We start from the raw sequence: 20,456 nt of genomic DNA, 5'->3' as shown, positions 1-20,456 counted from the left end.
CAGGAATCCGACTCGATCAGGGTCATCCACGAACCGTCCCGCGTCGCCCTGCGGCAAGCCGTATTCCGCACTGGCGCGGCGTTTTCATGATCGCGCTCCTGTGCACGCTGGCCGGTTGCGGCGACGGCGACTCGAGCCCGGCCGGCAACATCGCCGCCGCGCGGGCATCGGCGCCGGCATCGGCGTCCGCGCCGGTCGTGCATTGCGCGACCGCGTGCCACTGACCGACGCACGCCCCATCCGTCACCCACGACAGAGAGCGATCATGCAAAACACACCCACGACACGACGTCGGTTCCTTGCCGACGCGCTGAAATTCGCCGGCGCCACCGCGGTGACCGGCATGCTGCCCGAAAGCATCCTGCGCGCGCAATCGATTCCGGCGGCGAGCGTCACCGGCACCCTGCAGGACGTCAAGCACGTCGTCATCCTGATGCAGGAAAACCGGTCGTTCGACCACTATCTCGGCACGCTGCGCGGCGCACGCGGCTTCGGCGATCCGCGGCCGGTCGTGATTTCCAGCGGCTACCCGGTGTGGCGCCAGCCGGCGCCGTTGTCCTACGTGTTTCCGTTCAACCCGTCGCCGCCCGTTTCCGGCGTCGCGAACGGCGACACGTACTATGGCGATCTCGATCACAGCTGGAATGGCACGCACAGCGCATGGAACAACGGCCGCTACGACAACTGGGTCGGCGCCAAAACCAGCGGCACGATGTACTACTTCACGCAGAACGACATCCCGTTCTATCACGCGCTGGCGAGCGCCTTCACCGTGTGCGACGCGTACCACTGCTCGATGCTCGGCCCGACGGACCCGAACCGCCTGTATCTGTGGACCGGCTGCTGCGGCAACGTCGCCGGCTATTCGCCCTACACGAACAACACGATGACCGGCACCGGCTGGACCACGATGCCGGAACGCCTGAACACGGCCGGCGTCACGTGGAAGTTCTACCAGGACAAGGGCAACGGGCTCGATGCCGGTCACGGCTACGGCGAATACAACGGCTCGAAGCGCGATCTCTGGTGGAACGGCAACTACGGCGACAACGTCATCCTGAACTTCCGGCAGTACCAGAACCTCGGCGCCAACGATCCGCTCGCGCCGGCGCTCAACGGCACGCAGATCGATCCGACCGGCGGCGGCAAGGAATACGACACGAATCTCTTCAGCCAGCTGCGGGCCGACGTCGCGAACGGCACGCTGCCGCAGGTGTCGTGGATCGCCGCGCCTTACGCCTATTGCGAGCATCCGTCGTGGGCCGCGAGCGGCGGCGAATGGTACGTGAGCAACGTGCTCGATGCGCTGACGTCGAATCCGGCCGTGTGGGCCAGCACCGTGCTGCTCGTGATGTACGACGAGAACGACGGCCTGTTCGATCACGTGCCGCCGGCCGTTCCGGCGAGCGCCGCCGCCGGCACCGGCCGCTCGACGGTCTCGACCGCCGCTGAATTCGTCGCGAGCGGCGGCGCCGCATCGGACGGCTCGGCGAGCGGCGACACGCCGATCGGGCTCGGCCCGCGCGTGCCGATGTTCGTGATCTCGCCGTGGTCGAAAGGCGGCAAGGTCAACTCTCAGGTGTTCGACCATACGTCGGTGATCCGCTTCCTCGAAGCGCGCTTCGGGCTGCAGGAAACCAACATCACACCGTGGCGGCGTGCCGTGTGCGGCGATCTCACTTCGGCATTCGATTTCGCGAATCCGGACCAGACGATTCCCGCGATCCCGGCCGCGACCAGCAACATGGACCCGAACGGCTCGACGGTCCTGATTCCCCCTGCCACCACCACCGCGGTGCCGGCACAAACGGCCGGCCGCACTCCCGCGTGCCGGCTGCCGTACGAGTTCTTCGTCCAGGGCAAGGTGAACCGCTCGGGCAAGACGCTCGGGTTGACGATGACGAATACCGGCGCGGCCGCCGTGCATCTGCAGGCGTGGGTCGACGGCACGAGCACGATACCGCGGCACTACACGATCGGCGCCGGCACGGGCACGTGCGTCACGGATGCGCTCGCGCTGAATTCGGGCGGCGGCTACGACTACTCGATCTACGGCCCGAACGGCTTCCTGCAGATGTTGCGCGGCAACATCGGCGCAGCGGGGAGCGCGGGTTCGACGGCCGAAGTCAGCCTCTGCTACGACGTGCAGAACGGCAACGTGCTGATCACGCTGGACAATGCCGCCGGCGCCAGCGCGACGACGTTCCAGCTCGTCGACAACGCGTACGGAATGAACAGCGCGCAGTCGGTCAGCGTGCCGGCCGGCGCGACGCGGACCGTCACGTGGTACGGCGACGCCGGCTGGTACGACGCGAGCATCCGCGATGCGAACGACCCTGGCTTCCTGCGCCGCATCGCCGGCTGCGTCCAGGCGCAATCGGGCACGTTGCTGACGGATTCGGCGATCGGCAATACGAACGGCAAGTTCGTCGCGGCACTGTCGTCGCAGGGCGCGTCGTACGGCACGCTGCGATTCGACTACGTCGTGCCGCCGTGGCGCCACAGCCCGAAGAACTGGGTCGGCATCTATCCGCGCGGCGCGCAGCCGACCAAGGGCGGCTACAAGTCGTGGGCGTACCTGCCCAAGAGCACCGGCTCGCTGCTGTTCTCGTCGACTGCGAACAACGCGCTCGCATCGGGCCAATACGATGCGTGGTTCCTGTTCGACGACGGCTACACGCCGCTCGCCGGCCCCGTCGCGATCACTATCTGACGTCGCCCGTCCCGGCGGCGCGCAAACACGATGCGCGCCGCCGGGCGGATCGCCCGGGCTACGCGTCGATCAGAACTTGTGACGCAGGCCGATCCGCGTGACGAACTGCGTGTTCGCGCCCGCGCTGCCGACGAACGACGGCGACGAGCCGATTTCAGCCTGTACCGGCACGACCCGGCCGTTGATCGTGTTGCTGCCCGACGCCTTCTGGTACGCCGCGCTCACGTACACGTCGGTACGCTTCGACAGCGCGTAGTCGACCGCGGCGTTGACCTGGTGCCACTTGCCGTCGTAGCGGCCGTCGAGCTTCGAGAACGTATAGCCGAGACCGCCGCTCAACGCCGGCGAGAACGCATAGCGGCCGCCGATTTCGTAGTTGTTCAGCTTCGACGATTCGCCCGACAGCGGCGTGAACTTCGTATGCGTCCAGTTCGCCCACACGAGGCCCGCCGCGATCGCATAACGCGCGCCGACGCCGACCGTCTCGAGGTCGCGCAACCCGAACGTGTTGATGTTCGCGATGCTCACGCCGAACGCCGGCGTCGCGCCGTTCGGGAAGCGGATGTTCGTGTACGCGGCGCCGATGCCGAACGGCCCTTGCGCGTAGTTCGCACCGAAGCTGTACGCGCTCGACGCACCCTGCGCGCCGTTCGTGCCGGTCGTGGTGGGCGTGCCCGCGAACTGCGTCGAGTTCGAGAACCCGTACATCGCGCCGAACGTGAGGCCCGCGAAGTTCGCGCTCTGGAACTTCACCGCGTTGTTGATGCGGCTCGACGTCAGCTGGTCGAGATCGTTGATGTGATACGCGTAGTTGCCGGCCGGCGTCTGGCTGCCCATCGTGTAGTTCGCGCCGATGTAGTCGGTCGAGAACGAGTATTGACGGCCGAACGTCAGCGAACCGATGCCGTTCTTCGACAGCCCGACGAACGCCTGCCGGCCGAACAGCGCCCCGCCCTGGCCGATCGAGCCGTCGCCGCTGCTGAAGCCGTTTTCCAGCACGAACAGCGCCTTCAGCCCGCCGCCGAGATCCTCGGTCCCGCGGATGCCCCAGCGGCTGCCCGACGCGACGCCGTCGCCGTACTTGACGAGCTTGCCGTGCCCGCCCGTCGTCGCGACCTTGTTCGAATACGTGATGCCCGCATCGATCAACCCGTAGAGCGTGACGCTGCTTTGCGCGTGCGCGGCCGTGCCGAACATCCCGAGTGTGGCCGCGGCCACGATGGTCTTCTTCATGTTGCTTCCTTTTTGTTGTGGACGCGCGCGCCTGCGTCGCGGCAGGACGCGCGGCGTGTTGACGAGAAACCGTACGACGGACGAACGCAAGCCCGCACCGGCAGACGCGCGCGTGCCTCATGCGCGTGCACGATGTTCCGTTTCGATGCCGGTGTGGGCTTGCGGAAGCGGCATGCCGCAGGGCGGCCGCTCGTGTTGCGGCGTCGGCACGCGTGCGCATCGGTGGCGCATGCGTGCCGGCGCATTGCTCCGGCGATGCAGGTCAGACGCGCTTCCGGCTGTCGTGGAGCAGATGGACGGCGTGACGCCGGACGGCATCACGACCTTCGATATATTTTTCGGAATATAACGAGTTGTCACCGAACGGTAAACAATTATTCGGGTTCCTGTCGTCATTCATCCACAGGCAAGCGGCGACGAGCCCGGCGCGAAGCCGCGATGCACGTCAGGCGTCATCGCATCGCGACGCATCTGGCCGGCGCCGAATTCCCGCATAATCAGGCGGTCGAACGAGCGCCGCGGCCCGCGCGCGAATGCCGCAAACGTATGCGGTGTCGCCCGATCCGTCGGCCGCATGCATTCGACCGTCGCGCACGCAGCCGGTCTGTGCCGGCTCCACGCGCGACGAATTGTGCAGGTGCAAAAAACCACGCAACGACGAGAATGCGATTCGCCGCCCGTCATGGTGACGACGATCGCATCACGGACTACACCACGCCATCCCGCGAAGACAGGACACCGACATATGGACCGAGCCGAACACATCAGCATCGAACCGGCGCTCGCGCTTGCCGCCGACGAACTGGACGGATGCGATTTCTCGTTCGACATCGCGTGGGAATTGAACGCGCCGTATCAGGACTTGCTCGATCTTCGCGCGCTGCCGGTGCGACGCAAGGACTACGGCTTCGATCCGGCCGGCTGGGCGAGCGGCGCGTCGGGCCGCACGGCGCTGTTTCGCGCGACGGCCGGCGAACGGCTCGCCGGCTTCGTCGCGATCGAGGAAAGCTGGAACGGCATGGCCGAGATCGCGGAGCTGGCCGTCGACCGCCAGTGCCGGCGCCAGGGGATCGGGCAGTTCCTGCTGGCAGCCGCCGAAGCGTGGGCGCGCAGCCACGGGTTCGGCTTCATGCGGCTCGAAACGCAGGCGAACAACGTCGCGGCCTGCTCGACCTATGCACGCGCGGGCTTCGCGCTCGGCGGCCACGACCGCTTCCTGTACGCCGATGGCGAGAACGCCGGGGAAGTCGCGTTGTTCTGGTACAAGGACCTGCGCGACGGGCAGACCGCGCGAAGCCGCACGGTCGACCCGGCATCGGTGCCGGCGGTGCGCTGAGGCACGGCCGGCCGTCGCGTCGATACCGCGCTACTTCCGCGTCGCCACGATGAACAGGCGCGGAAACGGCAACAGCACCGTGCCGTCGTCCTGCGCCGGATAGCCGTCCGGCCCGGCCAGCGCGTCGCGATAGCGTGCGACGAACGCGCGCTGTTCGGGCGCGTCGAGCGCCGCGAGGAACGGCCGCAGCGCGCTGCCCTTGAACCATTCGACGACCGCATCCGCGCCGCCGCGCAGCGGGTGGTAATAGGTCGTGCGCCATACGTCCACGCGCGAACACAGCGGCGCGAGCAGCGCATGATAGTAGCGTGCGTCGAACCGCTCGGTGCGCGCCGCCCCTTTCAGCTTGTCGGCCCACGGCCCGTCCGCGGCGACTTCGCGCATCAGCCGGTGCGCCGGTTCATCCAGGTTGTCGGGCATCTGGACCGCGAGATGGCCGCCCGGCGCGAGGCGGCCGACGAGCATCGGGAACAGCGTGTCGTGCGCCGGCACCCATTGCAGCACCGCATTCGACAGGATCAGGTCATAGCCGCCCGGATCGTCCCAGGCGGCGACATCGGCAAGGTCGAAACGCAGTGCCGGCAGGCGCTTGCGCGCAGCCGCGATCATGTCCGCCGACGCGTCGATCCCGTGGATCGTCGCGTCCGGTGCGCGCGCGATCAGCGCTTCCGTCGAATTGCCCGGCCCGCAGCCGATATCGATCGCGGTATGGATCGGCGTCTTCGGCACGGCGGCCAGCAGGTCGCGCACCGGCCGCGTCCGTTCGTCCTCGAACTGCACGTACTGGGTCGCGTATTGATCGAGCGGGGTCGTCACGATGGATCTCCTGGTCGGCATGAGCGGCTGCGTTGCATCGCGCACGGCGATGCAACGGGCCATCGATTCAGCGCATTCTGCGACTGCCGCCGACCTTCAGTAAAATGAATTTAATATCGTGATTGATTCAAGATTCTGATGAAGATCGATACGCTCGGTGTCCAGGCTTTCGTCGCGATCGCCGACGGCGGCAGCTTCAGGCAGGCAGCCGATACGCTGCACGTCACGCAAACGGCGATCACGCAGCGGCTGCGCAAGCTCGAATCGTATCTCGGCGTCGCGCTCGTCGAGCGCACGACGCGCCGCACCACGCTGACCGAGATCGGCCGGCGTTTCCTGCCGCAGGCCCGCCGGCTGCTGAACGAGCTGTCCGACGCGCTGACCGAAATCCGCGAGACCGGCCTGAGCCAGCGCGGCGACGTCACGATCGCGTGCGTGCCGACGGTCGGCGTGCAGTACCTGCCGCGCATCCTGCGCGCGTTCTCCGGGCATCGGCCGCACGATCGCGTGAAGATTCTCGATCATGCGTCGGCGTCGGTGCTGCAGGCCGTGCTGCGGCGCGAAGCGGAATTCGGCATCAGCATCGCCGGCGACCAGCACCCGGAACTCGTCAGCGTGCCGCTCACACATGATCCTTATGTGCTCGTGTGCCGCGACGATCACCCGCTCGCGAAGCGGCGGCGCATCCGCTGGGCGGCGCTGCAGCCGCATCCACTGATCTTCGCCGGCGAAGTGAGCGGCAATCGCGGGCTGCTCGAAGGCGCACTGAAGACGAGCGGCGTGTCGCTGCATTCGTTCTACGAGGTGCAGCGCAGCTCGACGGCGCTCGGGCTCGTGGCGGAAGGGCTCGGCGCGGCCGTCGTGCCGAAGCTCGCGATCCAGAAGAACGCGTATCCGATGATCCGTACGATCGAGCTCGTCGAACCGTCGGTGTCGCGCACGCTCGTGCTCGTCACCCGCCGGAGCGCGCAACTGTCGCCCGCTGCGCGGGCGCTGTACGACATGATCGTCGAGCGGGCAGCGCCCGGGCGGTGATCCGCGAGCGGTGCGGTACGACCCGCGTGTCACGGGATGCCAGGCAACGACCGGTTGCCGCTCAAAGCACCTTGACCATAAACACGCGCGCCGCGCCTGCCGGCTCGCACGGCACTTCGCCGAACGTCTCGTAACCGTGCTTCCGGTAGAAGTCGGGCGCCTGGAACGAGATCGTGTACAGCACCGCACGCGCGCAACCGCGCCGCTTCGCCTCCGCTTCGGCCTCGCGCAGCAGCCGGCTGCCGAAGCCGCCGCCGCGCAGCGATTCGGGCAGATAGAACAGGTCGATGAAGAACAGGCCGAGCGACGTCCGGCCGGTGAGACCGCCCAATACCTCGCCGGTCGCGGGATCGGTCACGTAGACGTCGAGCGCGGCTGCATCGGCGCGCCCCGTCATCGCATGGTTGAATTCGCCGAGCTTGCGGCTGATGAAGTCTCGGGCAGCCGGTTGCCCTGTGTCGGTCAGTTGAAGGATAACGTCGGGATGCGGTGTCATCGGAGGCGAACACGTGCGTGAATGGAGCGCCGGGTGTGCGGCAGCCGCGGCGGACGTCGCACGACTATAGCGCGTGGTCACGCGTTCACGCCATCGCGCACGCCGCCGTCGGGCCGCGACGATCGCGCCCGCCACGCCGGTATCGCGTCCGCGATGAAGCACGTCACTTCGCGTTCAGCTCCTTCCAGCGCCGGTACACGTCGATCGCGCCGTCATGCTTTCGCTGCACCATCGGCAGCCGGCGTTCCTCGATCGGTTTCGCATATTCGGCATAGAACGTATCGAGCTCGAAATACTTGCGGTCATCCCGATAGAACGGCGCGTAATCCTCGCGCGTCGTGATGTAGATCACGCGTTTCGGGCTGCAGTAGTACAGCGAGCCGAGGCACATCGGACACGGGCTCGCGAGGATGTAGATTTCGCAGTCGGTCAGGTGCTCGGTGCCGAGCGTGCGGCACGCGTCGCGCACCGCGAGGATCTCCGCGTGCGCGGTCGGGTCGCTGGTTTGCGCGACGAGGTTCGGGCTCTCCGCGACGATCTCGCCGTCGCGGACGATCACCGTCGCGAACGGGCGGCCGCCCTCTTCCACGTTCTTCATCGCGAGATCGATCGTGCGTTTCACAAAATCCATGGTTGCGTCCTCGTTGAAACGGCATGGCGGGAACGTGCGCCGGCCGGCGCACGTCGGGCGGCACCGCGCGGCACCGCGTGGCGGCGCCGCACCGGCGTCAGAACGGCTTGGTCGGCAGGTACTTGCCGTCGAGCGTGATCACCGCACGCGAGCCGCCTTCGGGATCGTCGACCTTCTTCACGTCGAGCCGGAAATTGATCGCGCTGATGATGCCGTCGCCGAACTTCTCGTGAACGAGCGCCTTCAGCGTCGTGCCGTACACCTGCAACATTTCGTAGAAACGGTAGATGGTCGGGTCGGTCGGCACGCGATCGTCGATGCTGCCGCGCAGCGGGATCGTCTGCAGTAGCAGCACCGCGTCGTCGTCGAGGCCGAGCTTGTCGGCGACGATGCGCGCCGCGTCGGCCGGCAACGCATGCTGGCCGAGCAGCGCGGCCGTGACGAACGCTTCGCTCAGGCCCGTGCCCTCGGTGAGCTGCGCGAACGACAGGTTCTTGCGCGCTTTCGCGAGGACGACGGTTTCCGCCAGCGCGTGGCGCGCCGTCTGACTGTGCTGGGACTGGATCATGGTAATGCCTCGTAGTGGAGTGGGAGCGATTCAGGCCGCGACGGGTAGCGTCGCGGGGGTGGCGCGGACGCCGGGATGGTCCGCGAGGGACACGAACCGGCCGGTCGCGCCGTCGTAGGCGTCGATGCAGCCCGATTCGATGTCGTAGACCCAGCCGTGCAGCGCGAGACGCCCTTCTTCGAGCGCGAGCCGCACGGCGGGGTGCGTCTTCAGGTTGGCCAGTTGCGCGACGACGTTCTCGCGCACCATCGAGTCGATCCGCTCGCGCTCGCTGCGGTGCGTGCGCGCCTCGTTCACGACCCGCGCCGAATCGGCATAGCGCAGCCAGTGGCCGACGGCCGGCATGTGATCCATGCACTGGCAGGTCGCGATCGCGGTCATCGCGCCGCAATCGGAATGCCCGCAGATCACGACGTCGGTCACGCGCAGCGCGGCGACCGCATATTCGACCGACGCCGACACGCCGCCCGGCTCCGGGCCGTACGACGGCACGATGTTGCCCGCGTTGCGGATCACGAACAGGTCGCCCGGCTCGCGCTGCGTGACGAGTTCGGGCACGAGCCGGCTGTCCGAGCACGAGATGAACAGCGCCCGCGGGTTCTGGCTGCGCGCGAGATCGCGAAACAGCGCGGCGCGCGCCGGGTAGGCGTCGCGCTGGAACTTCAGGAAGCCTTCGATGATGTCCTTCATCGCGTGTTCTCCGGTGCGGGTGGAATCGATGAAGGGCAGGTTACGCCCGACTTCCGATAACGTAAAAGACTGATTTATGATCCACCGGATAAGCACGACTTATGGGAACCGCCATGCTGCTGCGTCACATCCACTACTTCCTGGCCGTCGCCGAACATCGCAGCTTCACGCGCGCGGCCGCCGCGCTGCACGTGTCGCAGCCCGCGCTGTCGCAGCAGATCCGCCAGCTCGAGGACACGCTCGGCGCGCAACTGTTCGACCGCACCGGACGCGTCACGCGGCTGACCGATGCCGGCGACGTGTATTTCCGCTATGCGCGGCAGGCGCTGCACGATCTCGCGGAAGGCCGGCGTGCGATCCACGACGTACAGGATCTGAGCCGCGGCTCGCTGCGCCTCGCGGTCACGCCGACCTTCACGAGCTATCTCGTCGGGCCGCTCGTCGAGGCGTTTCACGGCCGCTATCCGGACGTCTCGCTGTCGGTGCGCGAGATGTCGCAGGAGCGGATCGAGGCGCTGCTCGTCGACGACGAGCTCGATGTCGGCATCGCATTCGAGGACGTGCAGACGGCGGATATCGACGCGCAAACGCTGCTGGTCGAAACGCTCGCACTCGTCGTGAACCGCGGGCACGCGCTCGGCGGCAAACGCAAGGCCGGGTTGCGCGCGCTGCACGACGCACCGCTCGTGCTGCTCACCGCGGAATTCGCGACGCGCACGCAAATCGACCGTTATTTCCGCGCGCACGACGTGCAGCCGCGCGTGCTGATGGAAGCGAATTCGCTCGGTGCGGTGATCGAGATCGTGCGCCGCACGACGCTTGCGACGCTGTTGCCGGCGACGATCGCCGTCGAGCACGACGATCTCGTTGCCGTCGCGCTCGATCCGGCGGTGCTGCGGCGCACGGCCGTGCTGTTGCAGCGCCGGGGCGCGTATCGGAGTGCGGCCGCGCGTGCGTTCGTCGAGCTGGCGCTCGCGCACGGGGCGGAAAGATCGAGGCGGGAAGGCAGCGCGCGTGCGACGCGCAACAAGGCGTCCGGCTGAATGCCGTCATGCGCGACGGCAAGCAACGCCGTCCCGCGCGGACGTCCGGCGTTTCACTCGACCGAAACGCCCGCGTGACGTTGATCCGACGCGCAGGGAACGCGCGTCAGTTGTACCCGAGGATCGCCACCGCCGCGACCTCCGGCCGGTCGATCGCGCCGCCGACGAGCGACGTCGTCGGCTCCTGCAGCACGGCCTGATACGAAGTGACGCGCCCCGCTTCCGGCGCGCCGGCTTCGTCCCGAACCGGTTGATCGAAGGCATCGATGCCGCTGAGGCAGTCGGATTGCGTTTGCATGAAAGTCATCTCCATTCCTTTGCTTTGCTTTGATATGTCGTTGATGGTCTAGCTGGCCTGCTTCAACGCGACCGCCTGCACAGGCGCGCCGTCGTGCGCCGCCTCGGACCGCGCCAGCTGGGCGCGCGTGCGCCGCGTGATGTGGATCACCGCGAATACGACCGGCGCGATCAACAGCCCTTCCGCCAGTTCGGGATCGACCGGCAGGTTCATCACGTGCAGCGCCTTGAACGCCGCGGTCGCGAGCGACAGCACGTAGTACGAAATGGCGGCCACCGACAGCCCTTCGACCGCGTGCTGCAAATGAAGCTGGTTGCGCGCGGTGCGCTCCATGCCGGCCAGGAGCCGCGTGACGTCCTTTTCCTGCGCGAGATTCACGCGGGTGCGCAGCAGGTCGACCGCCCGCGCGATCCGCGCGGCGATCTGTTCGTGGCGCGCCCACACGCTGCGGCAGGTTTCCATCGCCGGCGCGAAGCGCCGCTCCATGAATTCGGCGAGCGTCGGCATGCCTTCGATACGCTCCTCGCGCAACTCCTGAATACGCGCGAGCACGAGCTTTTCGTACGCGCGCGACGCGCTGAAGCGCGCCCCCGATCCCGACAACGATTCGACCCGCACCGCGAGATGCGTGAGCTTGACGAGCAACGCCGCGTCGTCGCCGTCGGCGCCGCTCGCGTCCATCCGCTGCATCAGCGCATGCAGCGCCGCATGGATCTCGTCGAGCTCGCGGCTCATCCGGCGCGCGACGGGCAGCGCAAGCAGCGCCATCATCCGGTACGTCTCGATTTCGTACAGACGCTGCAACAGCCGGCCGCCCTGCTCCTCGCGGAAATCCTCGTCGACGACGAGAAAGCGCATGAAGCCGTCGTCGCGCACGTGCCAGTCGCAGAACACCTTGCCGCCGCCGAGCACGTGGCTGCCGACGAGCGCGGGCCCGTCGATCCAGCGCCGCAGGTCGCCGCACACGCGCCGCGCGGCGTCGCCCGACAGCAGTTCCATCCGTACCGCGACGAAGCGGATGCCGGCCAGCCGCGCGAACCACGCGGCCGGAATGCCGGCGATCGCGCGATCGTCGAAATAACCGGTGTCGCGACGCGGCGCGACGAACGTGAAGGTCGAGAATTCGGTGTGGCGTTCCCACTTCAGGTACCAGCCGCACGGCGACTGCACCGCATGGTGCGTCGCGCCTTCGTGCGGCGCGTCGATCCCCGTGTCGCGGCACAGCGCGTGCAGCAGCGTTTCGTGGATGTCGGGCTGGCCGTCCGCATAGATCGCGTAATGCGTGAGCGACACGGCTTCGGCGAGCCGCAGGAACGGCCGGGCATGCAATTCCGCGGCCAGTGCGGCGCGCAACGGATGGTCGATCATCGATACACCACGCTTCCTTGTTCGGTGCTGCACGCCGGATCAACCGGCCTGAACGCCGCGCCGCCCTGGGGCGAAACACCAGCGTGATCGCACTATGGCAGACACACAGCAACAATAAAAACGCATAATGCTGATCGTTACGTTCAGTTTTCCTGATACCCATGAAGATGCTCGATCACGACGTGCTGGCCACCGTCGTCGCCGTCGCGGAAACCGGCAACATGACCCGCGCGGCCGAGGCCGTGAACCGCTCGCAGTCGGCCGTGAGCATGCAGATCAAGAGCCTGGAGGACGCGATCGGCCGGCCGCTGTTCGTGCGCAAGCCGCGCAGCATCGTGCTGACGCGCGAGGGCGAGGTGCTGCTGGGATTCGCCAGACGAATGCTGGCGTTGCGCGACGAGGCATGGGCGGCCGTGGTGCGGCCGGAAGTGACCGGCAAGGTCGTGATCGGCGTGCCGGACGACTATGCGTCGTCGCTGCTGCCGTCGGTGCTGAAGAAATTCTCCGCGACCTACCCGAAGGTCGAGATCCAGGTGATGGGGCTGCCGAGCAGCGCGCTCGCGCCGCTGATCAAGGAGGGCACCGTCGATCTCGTGTGCGGCACGCGCATCAAGGGGCTGTCGGGCGATTTCATCCGCCACGAGCCGATGGCGTGGGCCGCGATGACGAACGGGCCGCGCGTCTGGGAGGAACGGCCGCTGCCGATCGCGGTGTTCATGCCGGGCAGCGTCGCGCGCGAGAACGCGATCCGCAGCCTCGAACGCGCGAAAGTCCCCTATCGCACGTCGTATGAAAGCCCGAGCCTGCTCGGGCTGCTCAGCATGGTCGAGGCCGGCCTCGCGGTCGCGCCGCTCGCGCGCTGCGCGATTCCCGCGCAACTGTCGATGCTCGGCCGCTCGCACGGGCTGCCCGACCTGCCGCCGCTCGAGCTGATCCTCGCGCGCAGCACCAAGTCGAAACGGCCGCCGTGCGACTTCCTCGCGGAACAATTGATGGAAGACCTGCAGCGGCAGACCGGGCAGACCGGCGACGCGTGAGCACGCCGGCGCCGGCTCGCAGCAAGGTCAGCGATGGCCGGTCGCGCCATGCCCGGCCGCGCGCAACGCCGCGTTGACGATGCCGGCCACCGTATCGACGAGCGCTTCGAGCGTGTCGCCGTGCACGTGCCGCCCGGCAGGCGGAACGTGCTCGCTGCGCCGGCCGCCCCACTGCGAGCCGGCCGTGACCGACAGCGTCGCGCTGAACCGCTGGCCGTGCCGGCGGCCGAAGATGCCGATACGCCGTTCGGCGACGTAAGCCTGTTCGGGAAGAAACAATCGGATCTCGACCGCCGCTTGATCGGGGTCGGCCGCACACGCGTCCGCATCGAACGCCGGTGCGAATGCCTTGACGATGCGGAACGTCACGTGGGAATCCCACGCGGCGAGCGGCCCGCCGGCCGCGTCGACGCGTTCGGCATCGACCGACCACTGATGGCGATCGGGCACGCGAATCGCCTGGCGCAGCAGCACGTCCGCCGCGCGAACCGTCACCGTCAACTGCCGGGCAAGCTGCCTGCCCGACGGCAACGCCGCGGTATGCGCGCGACGGGCAGCCGGGCGCGCAACACGCACTTCTTCCGTAAGGTACATGGGCCCTCCCTGTTCAGGGGTCGCGCCGCGTTCGACGCAGCGCACAAACGTCCACCGTCGCCAGCCGGCGAACAGCGCCGCGGCCGGCGAATCGGCGGCGGATTAGCCAAGCAATCGCCGTTCCCGGCTCAGCGGGCGTCGGCCGGGAGCCGCAACCGGCGCGCGATCGGCCCGATTACCGCATCGACTTGCTGCGCGATCAGCGTGTGCAGCGTGAAATCCAGATCTTCCGCGGCGATGTCGAAATGCACGTGGATCACGTTGCGCACCGCGCGGGCGCTGACGACGTACACGCCGAGCGGGGAATGCAGCAATGCGGCAAGCCGGGCGTGCGCGGCCGCGGCGGAGCCGGCCGTCAGCGTGACCGGCAGTTGCAGGCGCGGGCGCGGCGGTGGGAACGGTACGACGTCGCCGGATGGGCCGGCGCGCAACCGGCGGCCGGCGACATCGAACGCGGGAAAGGGATGAATGAAGGTCATGGCGCGGACGGAAGCCGTCCCGGCTGTTCGACACGTCCCCAGCTTAGAAGGGACCATATAAACGCCGTGCAAAAAAACGGTGTGCCCGTGCAAAAAACGGCATGCCGGCCGGGCGCTGGCCCGTCTTGACGACGTGATACGGCCGCTCGGCCGTCGCGCGTGCCCCGTCAACCATGACAGCTCGACAGCCGGCGATCCGCCGATACACTGTGAGCCGTCCCGACGGCCTCGATCGATGTCACCGATGCCGGCGGCCGGCTTCGATCGCGCACGGCCTGCCGCTTCCCGCCCGCCCCGCGCACCTTCCGCACCTTTCCAAGGAGTTGCACTTGAAGCCCTGGCGCCATGCGCTGTTCGCCTTCGCCGGCCTCCTGGCCGCCGCGTCTTCCGGCGCCCATCCCGTCTGCACGGTCGTCGCCGACGCCGCCACCGGCAAGGTGCTCGTGCAGCAGGGCGATTGCACGACCCGCGTGACGCCGGCATCGACGTTCAAGGTCGCCATCGGCCTGATGGGCTTCGACGCCGGCGTGCTGAAGGACGCGCACACGCCCACGCTCGATTTCCATGCCGGCTACCCCGACTGGGGCGGGGCGCCGTGGCGCGAGCCGACCGACCCGGCACGCTGGATGAAGCTGTCGATCTTCTGGTATTCGCAGCAGGTCACGCAGGCGCTCGGGCAGGCGCGCTTCCAGCAGTACACGCGCGCGTTCGGCTACGGCAACGCCGACGTCACCAGCAACGAGGGCGAACGGCCCGGCGTGATGGGCGCGTGGGTCAATGCGTCGCTACGCATCTCGCCGCTCGAACAGGTCGCGTTCATGCGCAGGATCGCGCAACGGACGCTGCCCGTCAGCGCGCACGCGTACGACATGATCGCGCGCATCACGCTGATCGACGCGCAACCGGGCGGCTGGACGGTGCACGGCAAGACCGGCACCGGCTCGCCCGGTATCCAGTACGACGCCGCACACGCATACGGCTGGTTCGTTGGCTGGGCGACGCAGGGTGCGCGCACGCTGGTGTTCGCGAACCTGATCCAGGACGACGCGCGGCAGACGCCGAATGCCGGCCTGCGCGCGCGCGACACGTTCCTCGCGGCGCTGCCGACGCTCGCCGAACCGGCCCGGCCGCAATGAGCGCCGCGCCCCGCAACGCCCGCATCGACCTGCTGCGCGGCATCTCGATCCTGCTCGTGCTGCTGCATCACTTCAACATCGCGTATTCGCTGCGCGACACCGCGCTCGCGCGCGTGCCCGGCTGGGACACGATCCATGCGATCGTGCGCAACGGCAACTACGGCGTGACGATGTTCTTCGCGATCTCGGGCTACCTGATCACGTCGAACGCGCGCCGCCGCTGGGGCAGCCTCGGCGCGCTCGACGTGCGCGCGTTCTACGTGTCGCGCATCGCGCGGATCGTCCCGTGCCTGCTTCTGCTGCTCGCGCTCGTCAACGGCCTCGCGGCGGCCGGCGTGCCGATCTTCGCGAACCACGCGCCGCAGGGCATCGCCGTGTCGTACTGGCTCGTGAATCTGGCGTCGCTCACGTTCTGGATGAACGTGCTGATCGGCGCGTACGGATGGGTCAACTACGCGCTCGGCGTGCTGTGGTCGCTGTCGGTCGAAGAGGTGTTCTACCTGTCGTTTCCGCTGCTGTGCATCGCACTGCATCGCGACACGCGGTTGCTCGCGTTCTGGCTGCTGATCGCCGCGATCGGTCCCGTGTACCGCTACACGCATCCGGGTGACGAAGGCGGGTTCCTCTATGCGTACTTCGCGTGCTTCGACGGCATCGCGATCGGCTGCTGCACCGCGCTGCTCGCCGAACGCGCGCAATGGCGCAAGCTTGCAGCCACGCCCGTGCAGTGGCTTGTCGCGACACTGATGACCGCGCTCTATCTCGCGTGGCCGATCGCCGAAAGCCATGTGCTCGGCGTGTCCGCGATGGCGCTCGGCACGGCCGTGCTGCTGATCGGCGCCCATGCGGAACGCGCCTCCGCTCGCGGTCGCCTGCTCGCGCCGCTGCGCTGGAGCGGCCGGCTCAGCTACGAGCTGTATCTGTTCCACCTGATCGTGCTCGGCACGCTGCGCACGTTCTGGCCGCCGTCTGCCACGCATGGCGACGGCAAGCTGGTGCTGCTCGTCGCATATCTGGCGCTGTCGGCCGGCGTGAGTGCGGTCATCGCGCGCGGCTATGCGACGCCGCTCGACCGCTTCATCAAGCGTGCGGCGTCGCGGCCCGCGGCGCCAGTGACGGACAGCGCGCGCGTGTAGCTTCCCGCACGTCGCGGCGAACAAGGCGGAAGCGGCCAGGGCCACGCGGTATCGCCTGCACGATACCGGCCGGCCCGACCGCAAGCGCCGCTTGCGCCGCGTCGCTCAATCGAGATAGTCCGCGTATTCCTTGCGCGAATAGCCGGCGAGCGTCTGCCACGGCAACGGGTCCCGCCGCGCGGCCGGCGCCGGCGTCAACGTCAGCTTGCGCGTCACGCGGCCGTCCGCGCTGCGGTATTCGACCGACAGCGGCGCCTGCAACCGCTCGCTCCACAGAATCCGGTTCGCGCCGCGCGCGCCGGGCGTGTCCACGGCCTGCTCGTACCAGACGGTGCCGGGCGCGTCGCCGCGCTTGGCGACCGCGAGCCGCTTCAACTGCGACGGCGGCGTCACGTAGTACGCGTTGTCCCACGAGCCGTCGAAGCCCGTGGTTTCGTACTCGGCCGGCGGCACGCTGACGACCGTCCGGTTCGCCACGTTCACGTACTCGATGCGAGCCGACTTGCCGTCGTACGTGACGTGCCGCGCGGCGGCCTGGAAGTTGAAATGCTTGTGGCCGGCGTGGGCCGCGGCCGGTTTTACCCCGGCGCGGCGGCCCGCATCGTGATCGTGGTCATGACCGTGATCGTCGCCATGCTCGCCACCGGCCGCCGCCGCGGGCAGCACGCGCTCGACCCACACGTGGCCGTCGCGCCGCACCATCCGTTCACGATACAGCGTCGTGCGCGTCACGCCGTCGGCCGTGACCGTGCGGCTTTCGTGCTGCAGCACGGCGTCGAGATCGGCGGCGGCCACCGCGGGCAGTGACACCCACCCGCAAGCGAGCACGCAGAGAAGCTGACGTTTCATCGTGACGTCACCCGGCTCAGAAGCCGAACGCCGAGCGCACGAGACCGAACACCTTCGTGTTGTCGATCGTGCCCTTGAACGCCTTCGCGTCCGCGCCGTCGGCGAACAGCATCACGTCGCCGCCGCCGTGCGTCTCCGATCCCGCGCTGCCCATCCGCACGCCGACTTCCTGCAGGTACGCTTCGTTCATCGCGGTGGCCGAATCGACCGACGCGCGCACGTTCGGCCGGTTGGCGCCGTTGCCGAACACCAGCGTCGTGTAGGTATTGCCGTCGGCATCCTTGCTCGGCTGACCGTCGCGATAGTTGCGGCTGATGTCGAGAATCGGGTTGCCGCGCTTCGAATAGCCGTTGATCGTCATCGTGTGGTCGTGGTCGGCCGTCACGACGATCAGCGTATTCGTCAGGTCGACCTTCGACAGCGCGACGCGGATCGCTTCGTCGAACGCCGCCGTGTCTTCGAGCGCGCGCTTCGCGTTGGTGCCGTGCAGCGCGTGATCGATCCGGCCGCCTTCGACCATCAGGAAATAGCCGTTCGAATTCTTCGACAGCACGTCGATCGCCTTCGACGTCATGTCGGCCAGGCTCGGCTGCGTCGGCCCTTCGCCCTTGCCCGCGACGCGATCGAGTTCGTACTCGAGATGACTGGTCGAGCTGAAGAGACCGACCAGCTTGCCGTTGCCGACCTGCGCGAGCTGATCCCGGGTCGCGACGACCGTGTAGCCCTTCGCCTTCATCTCGTCGAGCAGGTTGCGCCCGTCGGCACGGCCGCGCTTGTTCGACACCGGATCGAACGGCGTCCAGTGGTTGCGGCCGCCGCCCATCAGCACGTCGACGCCGTCGCCGAGCGCCGCGTTGTAGCCCGCGCCGCCGGGCACGGCCTGCGCGGCGATGTCGTACTGCGCATCGCGATGGCAGATGTGTGAATAGGTCGCGGCCGGCGTCGCATGTGTGAGCTCGGTGGTCGTGATCGCGCCGACCGCCTTGCCGCGCGCCTTCGCCAGTTCCAGCAGCGTCGCGACCGGCTGGCCGTTGCCCGGTGCGCAATGGTTGACGGTCTTGTTGCCGTTGACGTCGCTGCCCGGCGCGACCGCGCGCGTGTCGGACGACATCGACAGCACTTCGTTGTTCATCTTCACGCCGGTCATGTACGCGGCCATCGACGGCGCGCTGTCGGTCGTCTGCGCGTCGTTCGAGAAAGTCTTGACGCGGGCGGTGCGGGCCAGCTTCTCCATCGTCAGTTGCCCCGACTCGCCGACCTTGTAGATCCGGCTCGCGGTCACGGTCGTCGGCCCCATGCCGTCGCCGAGAAAGAAGATCACGTTCTTCGCCTGGCCGGCGGCCTGCGCCGCGCCGCACGCGAAACCCGCGACGGCCAGCGCCGCCGCGATGCACTTGATGGTCGACATCCTGTATTCCCCTGTACCCGTGTTGTCGGCGCTCAAAGCTGCACCGCGTTGCGCACCAGCTCGAAGACCCTGTTGTTCTCGATCACGCCGTGGAACGCATCCGCGCCGCGACCGATCGCACCGAGGAACACATCGGTGCCGCCGTGCGTCTCGCTGCCCTTGTCCATTCGCACGACCGCCTCCTGGCGATAGTCGTCGGCGCCCGTCACCGCATCGGTCAGCGCGGTGCCCGCGCGGCTGCCCTGCACGCGGTTCTCGCCGTTGCCGAAGCCGATGATCGTGTACGGCGCGCCGTCCGCGTCCTTCGCGATCGCGCCCGTCTGGTAGCTGCGCAGCACGCCCAGCACGCCGGGCTTGCCCGCTTCCGTCTTGCCGGTGCGCGCCGCATAGCCGTTCAGCACCAGCGTGTGATCGTGATCGGCCGTGACGACGATCAGCGTGTTCGTCAGGTCGGGATCGGTCTTGCGGACCTTGTCGAGCGTCGCCTTGATCGCGTTATCGAACGCGATCGTGTCCTGCAGCGCGCGCTTCGCATTGGTGTCGTGCAGCGCGTGATCGATCCGGCCGCCCTCGACCATCAGGAAATAGCCGTTCGGGTTGGCCTGCAGCACGTCGAGCGCGCGCGTGGCCATGTCGGCGAGGCTCGGCTCCCTGGTCGCGCCGCGATCGAGGTCGTAGCTCATGTGGCTCGACGCGAACAGGCCGACCAGCTTGCCGCGCTTCGTCGCATCGGCGGCCAGCAGGTCGTCGCGGTTCTGCGCGAACGCGTAGCCTTTCGCCTTCAGCTCGTTGACCAGGTTGCGGCCATCGGTGCGCTTGCCGCCGCCGTCCTTCGGCACGAAGAATTGCGCGCCGCCGCCGAGCACGACGTCGACGCCGTCGCCCAGCGCGCCGTTGTAGCCCGCGCCGCCCGGCACGAGCTGCGCGGCGATGTCGTTCTCGGCATCGCGGTGGCACACGTGCGCATACGTCGCGGCGGGCGTCGCGTGCGTGACGCGCGTGGTCGTCACGACGCCGGTCGCCATCCCGTTCGCCTTCGCGATTTCGAGCAGCGTCGACACCGACTTGCCGTTGTTCGCGCCGCAGTTGCCGGTGAGGCCCGCGCTCGGCTCGATCGCCTTCGTGTCGGGCGACATCGAGATCACTTCGTTGTTGGTCTTGACGCCGGTCATGTACGCCGACATCGACGGCGCGCTGTCCGTCACCTGCGCATCGTTCGAATAGGTCTTCACGAACGCGGATTCCGGCAACGTATCGATCGTCAGCGCGCCGTCTTCACCGACGCCGTAGATGCGTGCCGCCGTCAGCGTCGTCATCCCCATCCCGTCGCCGAGGAAAAAGATCACGTTGCGCGCCGCCGTCTTCACCGGGGCGGGCGTCGAGCTGGTCGGGCCGTCGTCGCTGCCGCATCCGGCCAGCGCAAGGGCGCTGGCACACAGCAGCGCCGCCATTTTGATTCGATTCATGTTGCCGATCTCCCCCGCCGTTGATGCTTTCGAAATGAAAGGCGATGGTAGGAAGCCGATGTGACGGCAAGATGAATGGAAACTGGAAGGATCGGTATGGCTGATGAAAGGATGGAACGAGGCA

The 20,456-nt window shown here is 67.9% G+C and carries 21 protein-coding genes; 8 read left to right on the top strand and 13 right to left on the bottom strand.

Annotated elements, in window-relative coordinates; translation table 11 throughout:
- Positions 1–86 precede the first annotated feature (86 nt).
- Both KU887_RS27525 and KU887_RS27520 read left to right on the top strand, forming a co-directional pair.
- Positions 87–224 carry a hypothetical protein gene (locus tag KU887_RS27525; protein WP_006482227.1) on the top strand — a complete coding sequence of 46 codons (138 nt, stop codon included), beginning with the start codon at positions 87–89 and terminating at the stop codon, positions 222–224.
- Between the two features lie 41 nt (positions 225–265).
- Complete coding sequence (locus KU887_RS27520; protein ID WP_258256284.1) at positions 266–2,713, top strand: phosphocholine-specific phospholipase C; 2,448 nt, start codon at positions 266–268, stop codon at positions 2,711–2,713.
- Between the two features lie 69 nt (positions 2,714–2,782).
- Here KU887_RS27520 and KU887_RS27515 read toward each other — a convergent pair whose 3' ends face one another.
- Positions 2,783–3,946, bottom strand: a complete 1,164-nt coding sequence (locus KU887_RS27515) for a porin (protein WP_058902666.1) — start codon at positions 3,944–3,946, stop codon at positions 2,783–2,785.
- A gap of 745 nt (positions 3,947–4,691) precedes the next feature.
- Here KU887_RS27515 and KU887_RS27510 point away from each other — a divergent pair.
- Entirely contained in the window at positions 4,692–5,282 is a 591-nt protein-coding gene (locus KU887_RS27510; protein ID WP_034202864.1) for a GNAT family N-acetyltransferase, read from the top strand.
- A gap of 30 nt (positions 5,283–5,312) precedes the next feature.
- Here the strand turns inward: KU887_RS27510 and tam are convergent, their stop codons facing one another.
- A complete protein-coding gene (gene tam, locus KU887_RS27505; RefSeq protein ID WP_006495838.1) occupies positions 5,313–6,098 on the bottom strand; it encodes a trans-aconitate 2-methyltransferase in 786 nt (261 codons plus the stop codon).
- A 138-nt stretch (positions 6,099–6,236) separates the two neighbouring features.
- On the opposite strand from tam, the gene KU887_RS27500 reads away from it, so the two are divergent.
- A complete protein-coding gene (locus KU887_RS27500) occupies positions 6,237–7,133 on the top strand; it encodes a LysR family transcriptional regulator (protein WP_006485476.1) in 897 nt (298 codons plus the stop codon).
- A 61-nt stretch (positions 7,134–7,194) separates the two neighbouring features.
- Here the strand turns inward: KU887_RS27500 and KU887_RS27495 are convergent, their stop codons facing one another.
- The 4 genes from KU887_RS27495 to KU887_RS27480 form a co-directional block, all read right to left on the bottom strand.
- A complete protein-coding gene (locus KU887_RS27495; protein ID WP_043205092.1) occupies positions 7,195–7,629 on the bottom strand; it encodes a GNAT family N-acetyltransferase in 435 nt (144 codons plus the stop codon).
- 163 nt (positions 7,630–7,792) lie between these two features.
- Entirely contained in the window at positions 7,793–8,260 is a 468-nt protein-coding gene (locus tag KU887_RS27490; protein WP_006485478.1) for a nucleoside deaminase, read from the bottom strand.
- Between the two features lie 97 nt (positions 8,261–8,357).
- The gene (gene cynS, locus KU887_RS27485) at positions 8,358–8,828 is read right to left on the bottom strand and encodes a cyanase (protein ID WP_006495841.1); all 471 of its coding nucleotides are present in this window, start codon (positions 8,826–8,828) and stop codon (positions 8,358–8,360) included.
- 30 nt (positions 8,829–8,858) lie between these two features.
- A complete protein-coding gene (locus tag KU887_RS27480; protein ID WP_006485475.1) occupies positions 8,859–9,518 on the bottom strand; it encodes a carbonic anhydrase in 660 nt (219 codons plus the stop codon).
- A gap of 113 nt (positions 9,519–9,631) precedes the next feature.
- On the opposite strand from KU887_RS27480, the gene cynR reads away from it, so the two are divergent.
- The gene (gene cynR / locus KU887_RS27475) at positions 9,632–10,561 is read left to right on the top strand and encodes a transcriptional regulator CynR (protein ID WP_006495842.1); all 930 of its coding nucleotides are present in this window, start codon (positions 9,632–9,634) and stop codon (positions 10,559–10,561) included.
- A gap of 106 nt (positions 10,562–10,667) precedes the next feature.
- On the opposite strand, the gene KU887_RS27470 is transcribed toward cynR, so the two are convergent.
- Both KU887_RS27470 and KU887_RS27465 read right to left on the bottom strand, forming a co-directional pair.
- Positions 10,668–10,868, bottom strand: a complete 201-nt coding sequence (locus KU887_RS27470; protein WP_058902663.1) for a hypothetical protein — start codon at positions 10,866–10,868, stop codon at positions 10,668–10,670.
- A gap of 39 nt (positions 10,869–10,907) precedes the next feature.
- Positions 10,908–12,227, bottom strand: a complete 1,320-nt coding sequence (locus tag KU887_RS27465; protein WP_006495844.1) for a DUF3422 family protein — start codon at positions 12,225–12,227, stop codon at positions 10,908–10,910.
- A gap of 161 nt (positions 12,228–12,388) precedes the next feature.
- Here KU887_RS27465 and KU887_RS27460 point away from each other — a divergent pair, with 161 nt between their 5' ends.
- Complete coding sequence (locus KU887_RS27460; protein WP_006485479.1) at positions 12,389–13,264, top strand: LysR family transcriptional regulator; 876 nt, start codon at positions 12,389–12,391, stop codon at positions 13,262–13,264.
- Positions 13,265–13,291: 27 nt separating this feature from the next.
- Here KU887_RS27460 and KU887_RS27455 read toward each other — a convergent pair whose 3' ends face one another.
- Both KU887_RS27455 and KU887_RS27450 read right to left on the bottom strand, forming a co-directional pair.
- Positions 13,292–13,858: a hypothetical protein gene (locus KU887_RS27455; protein WP_006492966.1), complete on the bottom strand. Its 567-nt coding sequence runs from the start codon at positions 13,856–13,858 to the stop codon at positions 13,292–13,294.
- Positions 13,859–13,986: 128 nt separating this feature from the next.
- A complete protein-coding gene (locus tag KU887_RS27450; RefSeq protein ID WP_034202867.1) occupies positions 13,987–14,337 on the bottom strand; it encodes a hypothetical protein in 351 nt (116 codons plus the stop codon).
- Positions 14,338–14,666: 329 nt separating this feature from the next.
- On the opposite strand from KU887_RS27450, the gene blaOXA reads away from it, so the two are divergent.
- Positions 14,667–15,473 carry an OXA-1043 family class D beta-lactamase gene (blaOXA, locus tag KU887_RS27445; protein ID WP_258256279.1) on the top strand — a complete coding sequence of 269 codons (807 nt, stop codon included), beginning with the start codon at positions 14,667–14,669 and terminating at the stop codon, positions 15,471–15,473.
- Entirely contained in the window at positions 15,470–16,609 is a 1,140-nt protein-coding gene (locus tag KU887_RS27440; protein WP_258256278.1) for an acyltransferase, read from the top strand. The genes blaOXA and KU887_RS27440 overlap by 4 nt, the downstream gene beginning before the upstream one ends.
- Before the next feature lie 105 nt (positions 16,610–16,714).
- On the opposite strand, the gene KU887_RS27435 is transcribed toward KU887_RS27440, so the two are convergent.
- From KU887_RS27435 to KU887_RS27425, 3 genes are read right to left on the bottom strand one after another with little or no spacing between them, the layout of a single operon-like run.
- Positions 16,715–17,458: a hypothetical protein gene (locus KU887_RS27435; RefSeq protein WP_258256277.1), complete on the bottom strand. Its 744-nt coding sequence runs from the start codon at positions 17,456–17,458 to the stop codon at positions 16,715–16,717.
- A 16-nt stretch (positions 17,459–17,474) separates the two neighbouring features.
- Complete coding sequence (locus KU887_RS27430) at positions 17,475–18,866, bottom strand: alkaline phosphatase (protein ID WP_258256276.1); 1,392 nt, start codon at positions 18,864–18,866, stop codon at positions 17,475–17,477.
- A gap of 32 nt (positions 18,867–18,898) precedes the next feature.
- Positions 18,899–20,332, bottom strand: a complete 1,434-nt coding sequence (locus tag KU887_RS27425; protein ID WP_080330850.1) for an alkaline phosphatase — start codon at positions 20,330–20,332, stop codon at positions 18,899–18,901.
- Positions 20,333–20,456 lie beyond the last annotated feature (124 nt).

It is taken from the genome of Burkholderia sp. EMB26, from assembly GCF_024730645.1.
In the GTDB taxonomy this organism is placed as follows: domain Bacteria; phylum Pseudomonadota; class Gammaproteobacteria; order Burkholderiales; family Burkholderiaceae; genus Burkholderia; species Burkholderia cenocepacia.
Note: the sequence above shows the minus strand (reverse complement) of the source record. Positions and strands in the feature narration are given on the sequence as shown.

Bases quoted from the DNA above. Each gene is read 5' to 3' on its own strand.
- KU887_RS27460 (WP_006485479.1), top strand. From the start codon at position 12,389: ATGAAGATGCTCGATCACGACGTGCTGGCCACCGTCGTCGCCGTCGCG.
- KU887_RS27510 (WP_034202864.1), top strand. From the start codon at position 4,692: ATGGACCGAGCCGAACACATCAGCATCGAACCGGCGCTCGCGCTTGCC.
- cynS (WP_006495841.1), bottom strand. From the start codon at position 8,828: ATGATCCAGTCCCAGCACAGTCAGACGGCGCGCCACGCGCTGGCGGAA.
- KU887_RS27500 (WP_006485476.1), top strand. From the start codon at position 6,237: ATGAAGATCGATACGCTCGGTGTCCAGGCTTTCGTCGCGATCGCCGAC.
- KU887_RS27515 (WP_058902666.1), bottom strand. From the start codon at position 3,946: ATGAAGAAGACCATCGTGGCCGCGGCCACACTCGGGATGTTCGGCACG.
- KU887_RS27450 (WP_034202867.1), bottom strand. From the start codon at position 14,337: ATGACCTTCATTCATCCCTTTCCCGCGTTCGATGTCGCCGGCCGCCGG.
- KU887_RS27480 (WP_006485475.1), bottom strand. From the start codon at position 9,518: ATGAAGGACATCATCGAAGGCTTCCTGAAGTTCCAGCGCGACGCCTAC.
- KU887_RS27455 (WP_006492966.1), bottom strand. From the start codon at position 13,858: ATGTACCTTACGGAAGAAGTGCGTGTTGCGCGCCCGGCTGCCCGTCGC.
- KU887_RS27495 (WP_043205092.1), bottom strand. From the start codon at position 7,629: ATGACACCGCATCCCGACGTTATCCTTCAACTGACCGACACAGGGCAA.
- KU887_RS27435 (WP_258256277.1), bottom strand. From the start codon at position 17,458: ATGAAACGTCAGCTTCTCTGCGTGCTCGCTTGCGGGTGGGTGTCACTG.
- KU887_RS27520 (WP_258256284.1), top strand. From the start codon at position 266: ATGCAAAACACACCCACGACACGACGTCGGTTCCTTGCCGACGCGCTG.
- KU887_RS27525 (WP_006482227.1), top strand. From the start codon at position 87: ATGATCGCGCTCCTGTGCACGCTGGCCGGTTGCGGCGACGGCGACTCG.
- KU887_RS27490 (WP_006485478.1), bottom strand. From the start codon at position 8,260: ATGGATTTTGTGAAACGCACGATCGATCTCGCGATGAAGAACGTGGAA.
- KU887_RS27430 (WP_258256276.1), bottom strand. From the start codon at position 18,866: ATGTCGACCATCAAGTGCATCGCGGCGGCGCTGGCCGTCGCGGGTTTC.
- cynR (WP_006495842.1), top strand. From the start codon at position 9,632: ATGCTGCTGCGTCACATCCACTACTTCCTGGCCGTCGCCGAACATCGC.
- KU887_RS27465 (WP_006495844.1), bottom strand. From the start codon at position 12,227: ATGATCGACCATCCGTTGCGCGCCGCACTGGCCGCGGAATTGCATGCC.
- KU887_RS27425 (WP_080330850.1), bottom strand. From the start codon at position 20,332: ATGAATCGAATCAAAATGGCGGCGCTGCTGTGTGCCAGCGCCCTTGCG.
- KU887_RS27440 (WP_258256278.1), top strand. From the start codon at position 15,470: ATGAGCGCCGCGCCCCGCAACGCCCGCATCGACCTGCTGCGCGGCATC.
- KU887_RS27470 (WP_058902663.1), bottom strand. From the start codon at position 10,868: ATGACTTTCATGCAAACGCAATCCGACTGCCTCAGCGGCATCGATGCC.